Annotated in this window: 14 protein-coding genes; 5 read left to right on the top strand and 9 right to left on the bottom strand. The window is 59.6% G+C overall.

Annotation, left to right across the window (positions count from 1 at the left end; translation table 11 throughout):
* Positions 1 to 51 precede the first annotated feature (51 nt).
* The gene (gene rpsI / locus AB4O08_RS08300) at positions 52 to 444 is read right to left on the bottom strand and encodes a 30S ribosomal protein S9 (RefSeq protein WP_002555064.1); all 393 of its coding nucleotides are present in this window, start codon (positions 442 to 444) and stop codon (positions 52 to 54) included.
* A gap of 14 nt (positions 445 to 458) precedes the next feature.
* Complete coding sequence (gene rplM / locus AB4O08_RS08305; protein ID WP_003188508.1) at positions 459 to 887, bottom strand: 50S ribosomal protein L13; 429 nt, start codon at positions 885 to 887, stop codon at positions 459 to 461.
* Between the two features lie 248 nt (positions 888 to 1,135).
* Between rplM and AB4O08_RS08310 the strand changes: the two genes are divergently transcribed.
* On the top strand, positions 1,136 to 2,176 hold the full coding sequence (locus AB4O08_RS08310) for an NADP(H)-dependent aldo-keto reductase (RefSeq protein ID WP_021491892.1): 1,041 nt from the start codon (positions 1,136 to 1,138) through the stop codon (positions 2,174 to 2,176).
* Between the two features lie 112 nt (positions 2,177 to 2,288).
* On the opposite strand, the gene AB4O08_RS08315 is transcribed toward AB4O08_RS08310, so the two are convergent.
* Entirely contained in the window at positions 2,289 to 3,425 is a 1,137-nt protein-coding gene (locus AB4O08_RS08315; RefSeq protein WP_010213169.1) for an acyl-CoA dehydrogenase family protein, read from the bottom strand.
* Positions 3,426 to 3,645: 220 nt separating this feature from the next.
* Between AB4O08_RS08315 and AB4O08_RS08320 the strand changes: the two genes are divergently transcribed.
* Positions 3,646 to 4,566 (top strand): GlxA family transcriptional regulator, encoded by a 921-nt coding sequence (locus AB4O08_RS08320; protein ID WP_175439681.1) that lies wholly within the window; start codon positions 3,646 to 3,648, stop codon positions 4,564 to 4,566.
* A gap of 148 nt (positions 4,567 to 4,714) precedes the next feature.
* On the opposite strand, the gene zapE is transcribed toward AB4O08_RS08320, so the two are convergent.
* The 3 genes from zapE to AB4O08_RS08335 form a co-directional block, all read right to left on the bottom strand.
* The gene (gene zapE, locus AB4O08_RS08325; RefSeq protein WP_010213172.1) at positions 4,715 to 5,809 is read right to left on the bottom strand and encodes a cell division protein ZapE; all 1,095 of its coding nucleotides are present in this window, start codon (positions 5,807 to 5,809) and stop codon (positions 4,715 to 4,717) included.
* Positions 5,810 to 5,888: 79 nt separating this feature from the next.
* Positions 5,889 to 7,244: a tryptophan--tRNA ligase gene (locus tag AB4O08_RS08330; protein WP_010213173.1), complete on the bottom strand. Its 1,356-nt coding sequence runs from the start codon at positions 7,242 to 7,244 to the stop codon at positions 5,889 to 5,891.
* A gap of 24 nt (positions 7,245 to 7,268) precedes the next feature.
* Positions 7,269 to 7,898, bottom strand: a complete 630-nt coding sequence (locus AB4O08_RS08335) for an alpha/beta hydrolase (protein ID WP_021491894.1) — start codon at positions 7,896 to 7,898, stop codon at positions 7,269 to 7,271.
* Between the two features lie 147 nt (positions 7,899 to 8,045).
* Between AB4O08_RS08335 and AB4O08_RS08340 the strand changes: the two genes are divergently transcribed.
* A complete protein-coding gene (locus tag AB4O08_RS08340; RefSeq protein ID WP_003171734.1) occupies positions 8,046 to 8,483 on the top strand; it encodes a Z-ring associated ZapG family protein in 438 nt (145 codons plus the stop codon).
* Between the two features lie 188 nt (positions 8,484 to 8,671).
* On the opposite strand, the gene AB4O08_RS08345 is transcribed toward AB4O08_RS08340, so the two are convergent.
* The 3 genes from AB4O08_RS08345 to AB4O08_RS08355 all read right to left on the bottom strand — a co-directional run bounded on the left by AB4O08_RS08345 (position 8,672) and on the right by AB4O08_RS08355 (position 12,323).
* Positions 8,672 to 10,396: an ABC transporter ATP-binding protein/permease gene (locus AB4O08_RS08345; RefSeq protein WP_460114797.1), complete on the bottom strand. Its 1,725-nt coding sequence runs from the start codon at positions 10,394 to 10,396 to the stop codon at positions 8,672 to 8,674.
* A gap of 111 nt (positions 10,397 to 10,507) precedes the next feature.
* Positions 10,508 to 11,068 (bottom strand): response regulator transcription factor, encoded by a 561-nt coding sequence (locus tag AB4O08_RS08350; RefSeq protein ID WP_010213178.1) that lies wholly within the window; start codon positions 11,066 to 11,068, stop codon positions 10,508 to 10,510.
* The gene (locus tag AB4O08_RS08355; RefSeq protein ID WP_010213179.1) at positions 11,061 to 12,323 is read right to left on the bottom strand and encodes an ATP-binding protein; all 1,263 of its coding nucleotides are present in this window, start codon (positions 12,321 to 12,323) and stop codon (positions 11,061 to 11,063) included. Before AB4O08_RS08355 ends, AB4O08_RS08350 begins: the two co-directional genes overlap by 8 nt.
* A gap of 205 nt (positions 12,324 to 12,528) precedes the next feature.
* On the opposite strand from AB4O08_RS08355, the gene AB4O08_RS08360 reads away from it, so the two are divergent.
* Together AB4O08_RS08360 and AB4O08_RS08365 are read left to right on the top strand one after the other, a co-directional pair.
* Positions 12,529 to 13,242, top strand: a complete 714-nt coding sequence (locus tag AB4O08_RS08360; protein WP_010213182.1) for an SIMPL domain-containing protein — start codon at positions 12,529 to 12,531, stop codon at positions 13,240 to 13,242.
* Between the two features lie 90 nt (positions 13,243 to 13,332).
* On the top strand, positions 13,333 to 14,934 hold the full coding sequence (locus AB4O08_RS08365; protein ID WP_010213185.1) for an ABC transporter substrate-binding protein: 1,602 nt from the start codon (positions 13,333 to 13,335) through the stop codon (positions 14,932 to 14,934).
* Positions 14,935 to 15,100 lie beyond the last annotated feature (166 nt).

Below are 15,100 nucleotides of genomic sequence, written 5' to 3' on the forward strand. Positions count from 1 at the left end.
AACGCCCAGCTCCGCGAAGGGGCTGGGCGTTTCTGTGGAACGTAAAGCGAATTAACGCTTCGAGTACTGCGGACGCTTACGCGCTTTACGCAGACCGACTTTCTTACGTTCAACTTCACGGGCATCGCGAGTCACGAAGCCAGCTTTGCGCAGAGCGCCACGCAGGGTTTCGTCGTACTGCATCAGAGCGCGAGTGATACCGTGGCGGATTGCGCCAGCTTGACCACTTACACCGCCACCGATAACGGTGACGTAGATGTCGAACTTTTCAACGGTCTCGGTCAATTCCAGCGGCTGACGAACTACCATGCGGGCAGTTTCGCGGCCGAAGAAGTTGTCCAGGGAGCGGTTGTTGATCGAGATGTTACCAGTACCCGGACGCAGGAAAACGCGAGCGGTTGCGGTTTTGCGACGGCCAGTGCCGTAATTTTGAGTCGCCGACATAATGAACTATTCCGTTAAAACTTCAGTTCTTGGGGCTGCTGAGCAGCATGAGGGTGTACAGCGCCCGCATAGACTTTCAGCTTGCGAAACATATCGCGACCCAGTGGGCCCTTAGGCAGCATGCCTTTGACCGCGATTTCGATCGGGGCTTCAGGCTTCTTGGCAATCAGGCCTTCGAAGTTGGAAGACTTGATACCGCCTGGGAAACCGGAGTGACGGTAGTACATTTTGTCGCTTGCTTTGTTGCCGGTTACACGAACCTGCTCAGCGTTGATGATCACGATGTAGTCACCGGTGTCAACGTGAGGGGTGTACTCAGGCTTGTGCTTGCCACGCAGACGGCTGGCGACTTCAGTGGCCAGACGACCCAGGGTCTGACCAGCGGCGTCGACGACAAACCAGTCGCGCTGAACTGTTTCCGGTTTTGCAGTAAAAGTTGTCATTCTTTAATAGCCTCAGGGGCCGCCCTGTAAATTAGACGGCGGATCTTACTGAATAGTGCGTACTTTGACAAGTCAAAGGCAGCCGGATACAGACGCTATCGGGGGCTCGGGTCGGCGCGTCCGTTCAACGGCAAGATTCTTCGGCAGGCGGCGCATCACTTCCACTGCAGAAAGAGGTGGGCAATTATGCAGATTGCGAAAAAAAATTCAACCTGCTTTTATGATTGTTTTCCCTGAAGGAGTACCCGATGGATTATCGACAGCTGGGCCGTACGGATCTGAACGTGAGCGCGATAGCCTTGGGCACCATGACCTGGGGCGAGCAGAACAGCGAGGCAGAGGCCTTCGCACAGATTGAGCGGGCCAAGGCCGCGGGGATCAACTTCCTCGACACGGCGGAAATGTACCCGGTGCCGCCCAAGGCCGACACCTATGCCACCACCGAGCGTTACATCGGCAATTACTTCAAAAGTCGTGGCGACCGTGCCGACTGGGTCCTGGCGAGCAAGATCGCCGGCCCCGGCAACACCATCGACTATATCCGCGATGGCCACCTGCGCCACAACCGCAAGCACATCGTCGACGCCCTGGATGCCAGCCTCAAACGCTTGCAGACCGACTGGATCGACCTCTACCAGTTGCACTGGCCGGAACGCAGCACCAATTTCTTCGGCCAACTGAGCTACAAGCACAAGGACGAAGACGATCTCACCCCGCTGGAGGAAACCCTCGAAGCGCTGGACGAGCAAGTTAAGGCGGGCAAGATTCGCCACATCGGCCTGTCCAACGAAACCCCATGGGGCACCATGAAATTCCTGGCCCTGGCCGAAGCCCGTGGCTGGAGCCGTGCGGTGTCGATCCAGAATCCCTACAACCTGCTCAACCGTAGCTTTGAGGTAGGTTTGGCGGAAGTCGCGATTCGTGAACAGTGCGGCCTGCTGGCGTATTCGCCGCTGGCGTTTGGCATGCTCAGTGGCAAATACGAAGGTGGCGCACGCCCGGCCAAGGCCCGGTTGACCGAGTACAGCCGCTTCAGCCGTTACTTCAACCCGCAGTCGGAAGCGGCGTGCAGCCGTTATGTGGCGTTGGCACGGGAACACGGCCTGGACCCGGCGCAGATGGCGCTCGCGTTCGTGACCCAGCAGCCGTTCGTGACCAGCAACATCATTGGCGCCACCAGCCTGGAGCAACTGGACAGCAACATTGCCAGTGCCGACCTGAAACTCTCGAAAGAGGTTTTGGAAGGGATTGAGGCGATTCAGAAGGATCATCCGAACCCAGCGCCTTGATGGCCCCTTAAGCCGCCTTCGCGGGCAAGCCCGCTCCCACATTTGAATGTATTCACAAATCAAAGTGTGGGAGCGGGCTTGCCCGCGAAGAGGCCTTCAACAAGACTAAAGGTCAAAGCGCCCGCGCAATGATCTCCTTCATGATCTCGTTGGTCCCCGCGTAGATCCGCTGCACCCGCGCATCCGCCCACGCCCGTGCAATCGGGTATTCCCACATAAAGCCGTAGCCGCCGTGCAACTGCACGCACTCATCGAGCACCTTGCATTGCAAGTCCGTGGCCCAATACTTGGCCATCGCCGCCGTGGGCACATCCAGCTTGCCTTCCAGGTGCAGCGCCATGCATTTGTCGACGAACACACGGCCAATCTGAATCTCGGTGGCCATTTCCGCCAACTTGAAGCGAGTGTTCTGGAAATCCGCAATCGCCTTGCCGAATGCCTTCCGCTCGCGGGTGTATTCCAGGGTCCACTCCAGCGCTGCCTCGGCGGATGACAACGCGCCAATCGCTACCGTCAGTCGCTCCTGGGGCAACTCCTGCATCAAATACGCGAAGCCCATGCCGGCCTGGCCCAGCAGGTTTTCCTTGGGCACCCGCACATCCTGGAAGAACAGCTCCGACGTGTCCTGGGCTTTCATGCCGACTTTCTCCAGGCGCTTGCCTTTGTCGAAGCCCGGCGTGTCGGCCTCCACCAGAAACAGGCTGGTGCCCTTCGCGCCAGCCTTGGGATCGGTCTTGGCCACCACAATCACCAACTCCGCGAGGTAGCCATTGGTAATGAAGGTCTTGGAGCCATTGATCACGTATTCGTCACCGTCCAGCACCGCCGTGGTCTTCACGCCTTGCAGGTCGGAACCGGCGCCCGGCTCGGTCATGGCAATGGCCGTGACCATCTCGCCGGAGATCAGCTTGGGCAAATATTTGTGCTTCAGCGCCTCACTGCCGTAATGCAGGATGTACGGCGCAACAATGTCCGAATGCAGGGAAAAACCGATACCGGTCAGGCCCAGCCGGCTGATCTCTTCAATCACCACCGCGCTGTAGAGAAAGTCCGCACCCAGCCCGCCATATTCCTCCGGCAGATGGGAACACAGCATGCCCGCCTCCCCGGCCTTGTTCCATAAGCGGCGGTCGATATAGCCCTGCTTCTCCCAGTGTCCATGAAACGGCGCGGCATCTTTTTCGAGGAAGGTGCGCACGCTCTCGCGGAAGAGTTCGTGTTCCGGGCTGAACAAGGTTCTGGGAATCATGGGTCACCTGCGTGGATTGTCGGACAAGGACGAGCCCACAGAGACTATGCCGCGAAGGCATCACGGGACACTGGACACATGCGACAAAAAATAAGACGATCCAGCCGTCTGGTGACCACTTTCCCCTATAAGAATAAATGAAATTATGTCTAACCAAATCTCCACGCCGTTGCGGCGCGTCAGCATTTTGGCCATTGATCGGGTATTCGCTTCAACCCTCATGCAAGCCAAGGATTTCTTCCACCTCGCTAGCCTGCGGTACGGCAAACAGCAAGGCCTGGGCCTGACCCCCGCGTTTGAAACGCGCCTGGTCAGCCCCGACGGGCAATCGGTGCGCAGCTTCAGCGATGTGATCATGCCGGTGGACGGCGGCCTGGAAGACGCCGACATCATCGTGCTACCGGCTTTCTGGGATGACTTCGACGCCCTCTGCACCCGCTACCCCCAGGTGCTGCCATGGTTGCGTGCGCAACACGCACGCGGCGCCGTGTTGTGCGGCGAAGCCACCGGGGTGTTCTGGCTGGCCGAAGCCGGCCTGCTCGATGGCAAGGAAGCGACCACCTATTGGCGCTTCTTCAACGCGTTCACCGAACGCTTCCCCCAGGTACAGCTCAACCAGGACAAGCACCTCACCGACGCCGACAACCTGTATTGCGCCGGCGGCACCACCTCGGCGTGCGACCTCTATATCTACCTGATCGAACGCTTCTGCGGCGCCAACATCGCCCAGGCGGTGGCCCGCGACATTCTCTACGAAGTGCAGCGCAGCTATTCGCCTGGACGCATTGGGTTTGGCGGGCAGAAGTTACACCAGGACGTGATCATCCTGCAGATCCAGCATTGGCTCGAAGAGCACTTCGCCGACAAATTCCGCTTCGAAGACGTGGCCCGGGAACACGGCATGAGCATCCGCAATTTCATGCGTCGCTTCCAGACCGCTACCGGCGACAAGCCGCTGCATTACCTGCAACGTCTGCGCATCGAGACGGCCAAGGGACTGCTCTCGGGCAGCCGCAAGAGCATCAAGACCATCAGTTATGAAGTGGGTTATGACGATGCGAGTTTCTTTGCCAGGCTGTTCCGACAGCACACTGAACTGTCGCCAAACCAGTACCGCCAGCAATTCCAGCAGGCCGCGTAACTCCAGCAAGCCGCGTAACCAAGGGTGCACAGAAACCAAAATGTGGGAGGGGGCTTGCCCCCGATGGCAGCGTGTCAGTCACTGTAGATATTGACTGAACCACCGCTATCGGGCGCAAGCCCCCTCCCACATTTGTGTTGGGTTGCTGCTAAGGTTTGTGCCCGCGCGACAGGAACTCGTGGGACTGCATTTCCAGCAAGCGACTCAGCGTGCGCTGGAACTCGAAGTTCAAGCGCCCGCCGGTGTACAGATCCTTCAGCTCGACTTCCGCCGAAATGATCAGCTTGACGTTACGGTCGTAGAACTCGTCGACCATGTTGATAAAACGTCGTGCGATGTCGTCGGTGGTCACGCTCATCTGCTCCACGCCGCTCAAGATCACCGCATGGAAGATCTTGCCCAGTTCGATGTAGTCGTTCTGGCTACGCGGGCCGTCGCACAGCTGGCGGAATTCGAACCAAGCCACGTCATCGCAAGTACGCAGCGCGATGATTTCGCGGTTCTCGATCATCAGCTTGTCGTTTTCCACCGCCTGGGTGCATTCCGGCGTGAGGGCGCGGAAGCTCTTCTTCAGGCTTTCGTGCGCCGCTTCGTTCAGCGGGAAGTGGAACAGCTCCGCTTGCTCCAGGTGACGCAGGCGGTAGTCGACGCCGCTGTCGACGTTGACGATTTCGGTGTTCTGCTTGATCAGCGCAATGGCCGGCAGGAAGCGCGCGCGCTGCAGGCCGTCCTTGTACAAGCCGTCGGGCACGATGTTCGAGGTGGCGACCAGGGTCACGCCGTTCTTGAACAGCTCTTCCATCAGGGTGCCGAGGATCATGGCATCGGTGATGTCGGAGACGAAGAACTCATCGAAGCAGATCACCCGGGCTTCTTCGGAGAAGCGCTTGGCGATGATGGTCAGCGGGTTTTTCTCGCCCGGCAGGGTCTTCATCTCTTCGTGCACGCGCTTCATGAAGCGGTGGAAGTGCGTCCGTACTTTTTCCTTGAACGGCAACGCTTCGAAGAACGTGTCGACCAGGTAAGTCTTGCCCCGCCCCACGCCGCCCCAGAAATACAGGCCCTTGACCGGCGTATGGTCTTTCTTGCCAAACAGCTTGCTGAGCATCCCCGGCTTGCTTTGCGAGGCCGCAACCAGGTCGTCGTACAGGCGCTGCAAATGACGCACCGCCGTTTCCTGGGCCGCGTCATGGAAGAATTCAGGGCGTTTCAGATCAGCTTGATATCGTTCTAGGGGCGTCATAATTTCGTTAGCAAGGCAACAAAAACGGGCCGTCACTGTAACGACGGCCCCGGATAATGGCAATCAACCCTTGGTCGGGTTAATCCTCGAGGGGGGTCAACGCAACGCGCAGAGCGGCGATGGCAGCATCACGGGACGCTTCGTCGGCGAACTCGGCGCTGTCGGCCACTGCGGCGCCGTCCAGCCATACACTGAAGCTCAGGGCCTCGGTGCGTACGTCCAGCCCATCGCCGCTTTGCAGTTGCTTGGTCACCGCGCCCGCCGCTTTACCGTCAGCAAAGTTTCGCGACAGCAGCAGTTGCTCACCCTCGGCCGCCAGCAGGCGGAAGCGGAAGCTGCCGTCGTCTTCACGGAAGCTCACGAAGCGCGCGGCTTTTGCAGCTTTCTTCTTGGTCGCGACCGGCGCTGCGATCGGGTTGACGAACGAACGCAGGCCTACCGCCTCGCGCAGCTCGGCCAGGAAAGGTGCCGCCACGGCACGGGCCTTGTTGGCGCCGACCAGCAGCAGGTCTTCCATGTCCGACGGGCGCGACATCAATTGATGGTAACGCTCGCGGGCTTCGCCAAGCTGGCCGTCCAGCAGTTGGAACAGACGATTCTTCGCCTCGCCCCAGCCCAGCCCTTGCAGCAGTTCGGCACGGAACTCTTCTTCCTGGGCCTTGCTGGCAAACGCCTGGTACAGGGTGAACAGGTGCGAATTGTCCGGGTCCTTGGCTTCGCCCGGCGCGCGGGAGTCGGTGACGATGCGCGAGATCGCGTCCTTCATGTCCTTGGCGCTGGTGAACAACGGAATGGTGTTGTCATAGCTCTTGGACATCTTGCGACCATCCAGGCCCGGCAAGGTGGCGACGCTTTCTTCGATCAACGCCTCGGGCATGGTGAAGAATTCTTTACCGTTACCGAACAGGTGGTTGAAGCGCTGGCCGATGTCGCGGGCCATTTCCACGTGCTGGATCTGGTCGCGACCCACCGGCACCTTGTGCGCGTTGAACATCAGGATGTCCGCCGCCATCAGCACCGGGTAGCTGTAGAGGCCCATGCTGATGCCCGCATCCGGGTCTTCGCCGGCTTCCACGTTCTTGTCTACCGAGGCCTTGTACGCATGGGCGCGGTTGAGCAGGCCCTTGGCGGCAACGCAAGTGAGCAGCCAGGTCAGCTCGGGGATTTCCGGGATGTCGGACTGGCGGTAGAAGGTCACCCGGTTCACGTCCAGGCCACCGGCCAGCCAGGTCGCGGCGATTTCCATGCGCGAACGCTGGATGCGCTGCGGGTCATCGCATTTGATCAGGGCGTGGTAGTCGGCCAGGAAGTAAAAGGAGTCGGCATTGGCGTCCTGGCTGGCAAGGATCGCCGGGCGGATCGCACCGGCGTAGTTGCCCAGGTGCGGCGTGCCGGTGGTGGTGATGCCGGTGAGGATACGGGTACGAGTCGTCATGGGTAATCGCTTATCAGACTGCTATCAATTCGAAAGTCGCGGCAGCACCAGATCCTTCAGATCGGTGAGCTTGCCGTGAAAAAAGTGTCCGCATTCTGCCACTTTCAGCAGCTCATGGGGGCGATTCAAGGCGGCGGACCAAGCGTAGACGGTCTGCGGGTCGACCACTTCGTCGGTTTCCGGCTGGATCAGCGTCAATGGGCAGCCCTGGGGAAGCGCATCGGTATCGCGAAGACGCATCACCGCCGCCGCAACCATGAACAAATGTGACAGTTTTTCACCCTTGGCTTCCAAGCGCCCGCCGAGGCTGGCAGCGACGTAGCCACCGAAGGAAAAACCGAGCAAGGTGATCGGCAGGTCCGGGTGTTTTTCCCGCAGCCAAGTGGCGGCCGCTTCGGCGTCATCCACTTCGCCGGTGCTCATATCGTGGGTGCCGGCGCTCGCGCCAACGCCACGGTAATTGAAACGCAAGGTAATCAAACCGGCATCGCGAGCGGTGCGTTGCAGGGTCGATACAACTTTATTGAGCATGGTCCCGCCTTGCACCGGGTTGGGGTGGCAGATCAGCGCCAGGCCACGTGGCTCGGGGTGATCCAGGTACAAGGCTTCCAATTGGCCTACCGGGCCATCGATCAAAACGGGGGTTTCACGCATGAGCAAGAGATGAACTCCGTGACCTCACAAAGGGTCGACTCGTCTAGCTAAAAGTCTGTGCATGGCATCATTGCGAGCTTAATCGCGGTATACAGCGCAGGTTTGAGCCGTTAACGTAAAGCAAAGCCGTTTATAGAGGAAGGACTCGTGGAACACTCGCTCTTAGTTTGGTTGTTGCCGACTCTTGCCCTGGTTGCCGGTGTCGCCATTGGTTTCCTGGTTGCTCGCTTGCTGCCGAATGCCGCGCCTAACCGCACGCAGCGTCAGTTGGATGACATTCAGGAACGTTTTGACAGTTATCAGAACGAGGTTGTTACCCACTTCAACAGCACCGCGACCCTGGTCAAGAAGCTCACCCAGAGCTACCAGGAAGTACAGGATCACCTCGCCGATGGCGCCAACCGCCTGGCCCTCGACGACATCACCCGTCAGCGCCTGCTGGCCGCGCTGCATTCCGATGCACCGCAAACCCCACGGGAACGCCTGACCCCGCCACGGGAAAACCAGGAGCCACCACGGGACTACGCGCCAAAAACGCCGAACGCTCCAGGCATGCTGGATGAGCATTACGGTTTGAAGAAGTAACCTGATTCTCAAACACTAAAAAGCCCGGCTGATCGATGATCAGCCGGGCTTTTTTGTGAGTCTCACAAACAACATCAATCAAATGGGGGAGCGGGCTTGCTTGCGAAAGCGGTGGGTCAGTCAGCACATCGGTAACTGATAGACCCTATTCGCGAGCAAGCCCGCCCCCGCATTGACCGAGTTTGACCTTACGCCAATTGCTGTTCTTGCAAGCGCCCACCCTCGATGCGCACATGCCGCCCATGGAAGCGCTTGAGGCTGCTGCGATGGCCGACGCTGACGATGCTCAGCCCCGGCAACTCATCGATCAACGCCTGATACAGCGTCGCTTCATCCTCTTCATCCATCGCCGACGTGGCTTCGTCCATGTACAGCCATTGCGGCGCGAACAACAAGGCACGGGCAAAAGCCAGGCGTTGCTGCTCGCCCGGCGAGAGCATGCGCTGCCAGTGGTTGGCTTCCTCCAGCCGGCCGACCAGATGAGGCAGGCGGCAGGTTTCCAGGACCTGTGCATAACGTTCTGCCGGGTAGACGCTGTCGTCCTGTGGATAACTCAATACGGCCTTCAGCGTGCCGATCGGCAAGTAGGGCTTTTGTGGCAGGAACAGGTAACGCTTGGCCGGTAGACGAATGCTGCCGTGGCCGGCGGGCCAGAGATGCCCCATCGCGCGCAACAAGGTACTTTTGCCGCTGCCGGAACGGCCACTGAGCATCACACGCTGCCCCGGCTCAACGATCATATGGGCGTCGGTCAGCAGGTGGCGGCCATCGACCAGATCCATGCCCAGCCCCTGCACCACCAGGCGTTCGCCCTCGGCGCATACATCGATGGCCGCTGGACGTTGCTCGTTGTCACGCATGGCCTGCTGAAAGCTCAGCAGACGGTCACTGGTCGCGCGCCAGCCGGCCAGGTCCGAGTACGCGCTGATAAACCAGCTGAAGTTGCCTTGCACGTTGCCGAACGCCGAGTTGATTTGCATCAGCTCACCCAACTCGATCTTGCCGGAGAAATAGCGCGGTGCTGCCACGATAAACGCAAACACGGTGGCAATCTGTTCGTAACCGGCAGTGAAAAACGTCAGGCGCTTGGACACCTTCATGATGTCCCAGTAGTTATGCCAGACCTTCCCGAAGCGAGCACTCAAGCGTTGATTCTCGTTGGGCTCGCCGTTGTACAGGGCGATACTTTCGGCGTTCTCCCGCACCCGCACCATCGAAAAACGCAGGTCTGCTTCGAAACGTTGTTGTTGGTTGCTCAAGCCGATCAAACGGCGACCGATCAGATGGGTCAACCAGCTGCCGACTGCCGCGTAAACCAAGGCACACCAGAACATGTAGCCTGGAATAGTGATACCGAAGACGTCGATGCTGCCCGACACGCCCCACAGGATGATCGAGAACGACACCAGGCTCACCACATTGCGCAGCAGGCCTAGGCCAAGGCTCAAGGTGTTCGAGGTAAAGCTATTGAGGTCTTCGGAAATCCGCTGGTCCGGGTTATCGGTGTAGCCGCCCTGCTCCAGCTGGTAGTAATTCTTGTGGCCCAGCCACCGTGCAAAATACTTTTCGGTCAACCACGCCCGCCAGCGAATGGTCAGCATCTGTGTCAAATAGAGACGGTACACCGCGCCAAGAATCGCCACGGTGGCGATACCGCAGAAATAGCCGATCTGTTGCCAGAAGGCGGCGGTGTCCTTGTTCTCCAGGGCGTTGTAAAAATCCTTGTACCAGTGGTTGAGCCACACGGAGATCGCCACGCTGAACAGCGACAAACCGATCACCACCGCCAGCAACAACCAGGCCTTGCCCTTCTCTTCACTGCGCCAATAGGGCGTAATCATCGCCCAGGTGCGGCGGAAGAATTGCCCACGCACCGCGTCGTTGACCGCGGAGTACTCAGCGTTCGGATTCATCGTTCAGGCTCGGTAGGAAAAAGATGACACGCGTTCGAACCGATCATAGTGGATCGGTTCGGGACTCCGTGCGGCCTGAAGCAGCTTGTTCAGCTGTTGTTCAGATCAGGCTCAGCGGCGGACCGGGCGCTTCTGCAGCTTGCGCTGCAAGGTACGGCGGTGCATGCCCAGGGCGCGGGCAGTGGCGGAGATGTTGCCTTCGTGCTCGGTCAGCACGCGCTGGATGTGTTCCCACTGCAGGCGGTCCACCGACATCGGGTTTTCCGGCACCAGGGTGTCCAGGTCGGCGTGCTCGGAGAGCAAGGCAGCCAGTACGTCGTCGGCGTCCGCCGGTTTGCACAGGTAGTTGCAGGCGCCGCGCTTGATCGCCTCGACGGCCGTGGCAATGCTGGAGTAACCGGTGAGGATCACCACGCGCATTTCCGGGTCGAGCTCCAGCAGCTTGGGCAGCAGCACCAGGCCGGAGTCGCCGTCCATTTTCAGGTCGAGCGCCGCGTAGTCCGGCAGGTCGGCCTGGGCGATGGTGAAACCCTCCTCGGCAGACCCTGCAGTGCTGACACGGAAACCGCGACGGCTCATGGCGCGCGCCATCACGCGGGTAAAGGTGGCGTCGTCATCTACCAGCAACAGGTGCGGCAGTTCTTCGCCTTCGACTTGGATCTCGTCACTCATCGATATCTCCTCGTGCGACACGGGGCAGGCGCAGCTCGGTGAGCGTGCCACCTTCCTCATGACTATAGAGCTTCACTGAGCCGCCCGCGCGGGTCACGCTGGCCTTGCTCAAAAACAGGCCGAGGCCGAAGCCTTTGCCCTTGGTGGTAAAGAAGGGTTTGCCGATCTGCTCGGCAATGGCCAGCGGCACGCCCGCGCCGTGGTCGCGAATGCTGATGGTCACGTCTTCGGCGTCCCAGTCCAATTGCACGCCCAGGCCGTCAGGGCAGGCGTCGGCCGCATTGTTCAGCAGGTTGAGCAGCGCCTGGGTCAGATCCGGTGGCGGCGCCATGCGCGGCACGCTGCCCTGGCCCAGCAGGTGGAAACGGTAACTGGCTTCGGGACGCATCAGGTGCCAGCGGTTCAGGGCTTCGTCGAGCCACTGGGTCACGTCCTGCATCTCCACTGCCAGGCGGCGATTGGCTTCGGCGGCGCGTACCAGTTGCTGCAACGTCTGCTTGCATTGCTTGACCTGTTCGCGCAGCACGCCGAGATCTTCCTGCAGCGCCGGGTCGTGATGGTCCTGGGTCATTTCGTTGAGCAGCACGCTCATGGTGGCCAAAGGTGTGCCCAGTTCATGGGCGGCGCCGGCAGCCTGGGTGGCAACGGCCAGCAACTGCTGGTCGCGCAGGCCTTCTTCACGGCGAATGGCGCGCAATTCTTCCTGGCGACGCAGTTCTTCGGCCATGCGCGCGGCGAAGAACGTGATCACTGCGGCGGACAGGGCAAAACTCAGCCACATGCCGTAGATCTGCAGGTTTTCCCGGGCAATCGGAAAGGTTTGCAGCGGGTAGAACCGTGCCAGCAGCAAGGTGTAAAGCGTCAAGGCGATGCCCGACAGCACCACCGAGTAGCGCCACGGCAACGTCACCGCGGCGATGGTCAGGGGCACCAGGTAATACGAAACAAACGGATTGGTGGAACCGCCGGAGAAATACAGCAACACACTGTGGATAAACAGGTCGCAGGCCAGTTGCAGGGCGTATTCCAGCTCGGTCACCGGCCAGGTGGTGCGCAACCGGATCGCGGTAAACGCACAGAGCACGGTGGAGAAACCCAGGGTCACACCCAGTTGCAGCCACGGCAGCGGCAGCAAGTCGAACCAATAGGCGAGCCCGACGGAGCCGGCCTGTGCGGCCAGTACCAAGGTACGGATGAACGTCAGGCGCCAGAGGTTCTGGCGAGTGGCGGAAGTCAGTTTTACGGCGGCGAGCATGTGCTCTCCCGGTGAGCGCTGCAGGCGGATCGGCAGGAGTATAAACGAAGCAGGCAAGCTGGCACGGCGCGTGTGGCTCTTTGCCGCAGGCCAGGCAAATGACCGTTCGTCGGCATCCCCACAACTTGTAGCGAATGTGTAAACCCGAAGAACCCGATGTCACCGTCTACAGTCATACCGAACACGACTATCTCAAGGAGCTTCCATGTCTCGTTTCACTCGCAGTGCAGCCGCCCTCACCCTCAGCGTCGGCACTCTGGTCAGCCTGCCAGCACTGGCCGCTGACGCACTGAACTACAACCAGATTTCCCTGCGCGCCGAGGTCAGCCAGGAGGTGGCCCGCGACAAGATGATCGTGACCCTGTACACCGAATCCCAGAACAGCGACCCGGCCAAGCTCGCCGCCGAAATCACCACCACCATGAACAAGGCCCTGGGCCAGGCCCGTGAAGTCAAAGGCGTGACCCTGCGCCAGGGCAGCCGCAACAGCTACCCGATCTACGACAGCAAGAACCAGAAAATCACCGGCTGGCGTGAACGCGCCGAACTGCGCCTGGAAAGCGCAGACTTCCCGGCGCTGTCCAAGCTCACCGGCGAACTGCAGAGCACCCTGAAAATGGACAACATGGAGTTCTCCATCGCCGACGCTACGCGCAAGTCCAGCGAAGATGCGCTGCTCAAAGATGCGGTCGCCGCGTTCAAAGCACGCGCACAATTGGCCACCGATGCGTTGGGTGGCAAGGGTTACAAGATCGTCAACCTGAACTTCAACACCAACGGCTACCCGATGCCCTATGCCCGTGGCGGCATGATGATGAAAGCCGCCATGGCCGATTCGGCACCTACGCCAGAAGTGGAAGCCGGCACCAGCCAAGTCAACATGAGCGCCGATGGCGTGATTGAAGTGCAGATGCCGTGACCCCTACCTGATAAACCTGAACGGCGTTACCCTCGGTAGCGCCGTTTTCGTTTGGGCAGCTTACATATGCCTGCCACTTCAGGGGTCTCCATGGAAAGAATCGCCTTAAAACCGCTCCTCCTCGCTGCCGGCCTGCTGGCCTGCATGCCGCTGGCCCAGGCGGCCAGTACCCTGGTCTACTGTTCCGAAGCCAGCCCCGCCGGTTTCGACCCCAGCCAGTACACCAGCGGCACCGATTTCGATGCGTCCGCCGAAACCGTGTTCAACCGCCTGACCCAGTTCAAGCGCGGCGGCACCGAAGTCGAACCTGGCCTGGCGACAAGCTGGGATATCTCCCAAGACGGCCTGACCTACACCTTCCACCTGCGCGATGGCGTCAAGTTCCACACCACCGATTTCTTCAGCCCTACCCGCGATTTCAACGCGGATGATGTGCTGTTTACCTTCAATCGCCTGCTCGATGCGCAAAGCCCATTTCGCCAGGCCTACCCCTCCGAGTCGCCGTACTTCACCGACATGGGGTTGAACACCACGATCAAGAGCGTCGACAAACTCGATGACCACACCGTGCGGTTCAACCTGAACAACGTCGATGCGTCGTTCGTCCAGAACCTGGCCATGAGCTTCGCCTCGGTGCAGTCCGCCGAGTACGCCGCGCAACTGCTCAAGCAAGGCAAGGCCGAAGAGATCAACCAGAAACCGGTGGGCACCGGGCCGTTCGTGTTCAAGCGCTACCAGAAGGATTCGCAGATCCGTTACGTGGCCAATAAACAGTATTGGAAACCCGAGGACGTGAAGCTCGACAACCTGGTGTTTGCCATCACCCCGGATGCGGCGTCGCGCCTGCAGAAGCTCAAGGCCGGCGAATGCCAGGTCAGCGGTTACCCGCGCCCTGCAGATATCGAGGTGATGAAGCAGGACCCGAACCTGCATGTGCTGCAACAAGCCGGTTTCAACCTGGGTTTCCTGGCCTATAACGTGACCCACCCACCACTTGATCAGCTCAAGGTGCGTCAGGCCCTGGACATGGCCATCGACAAGCCGGCGATCATCAAGGCCGTGTACCAGAGCGCCGGACAATTGGCGCAGAATGCCCTCCCTCCAGCGCAGTGGTCTTATGACCCCACCATCAAGGATGCACCCTATGACCCGACCAAGGCCAAGGCGCTACTAAAAGAAGCAGGGGTTGCACCCGGTACCACCGTCAACCTGTGGGCAATGACCGTACAACGCGCGTCCAACCCGAACGCGCGCATGTCGGCACAAATGATCCAGCAGGATTGGGAAAAGGTCGGCATCAAGGCCAATATCGTCAGTTATGAGTGGGGCGAATACATCAAACGCGCCAAAAATGGCGAGCATGACGCGATGATTTATGGCTGGACCGGCGACAACGGTGACCCGGATAACTGGCTCGGCGTGCTCTACAGTTGTGCTGCGGTCAAGGGCAGCAACTACGCCAAATGGTGTAACCCGGCCTACGACAAACTCGTGCAGCAGGCCAAGGTCAGCAACGACCGCGAACAGCGCATCAAGTGGTATCAACAGGCACAGAAAATCCTTAAGGAACAAGTACCTATAACGCCTATTGCGAACTCGACGGTTTTCCAGCCGCTGCGCAAGGAAGTCAAAGACTTCAAGATCAGCCCCTTTGGGCTGACGCCGTTCTATGGCGTGAGTCTAGATAAGTAACAGCAACGCCCCAACCGAGTGCGCTAGACGCCTCGGTTGGTCATTTTTGGTGCACCTCCTGCACCGAAAAAACCCTCAAAATATACGCAAATATGTACAAATTTTCATAATTGCGACATTCCTGTACGTTCGTACCACTGTTTCAGCCTCGCGACGGTTCAGCATC

The organism is Pseudomonas sp. H3_E07 (assembly GCF_054668895.1).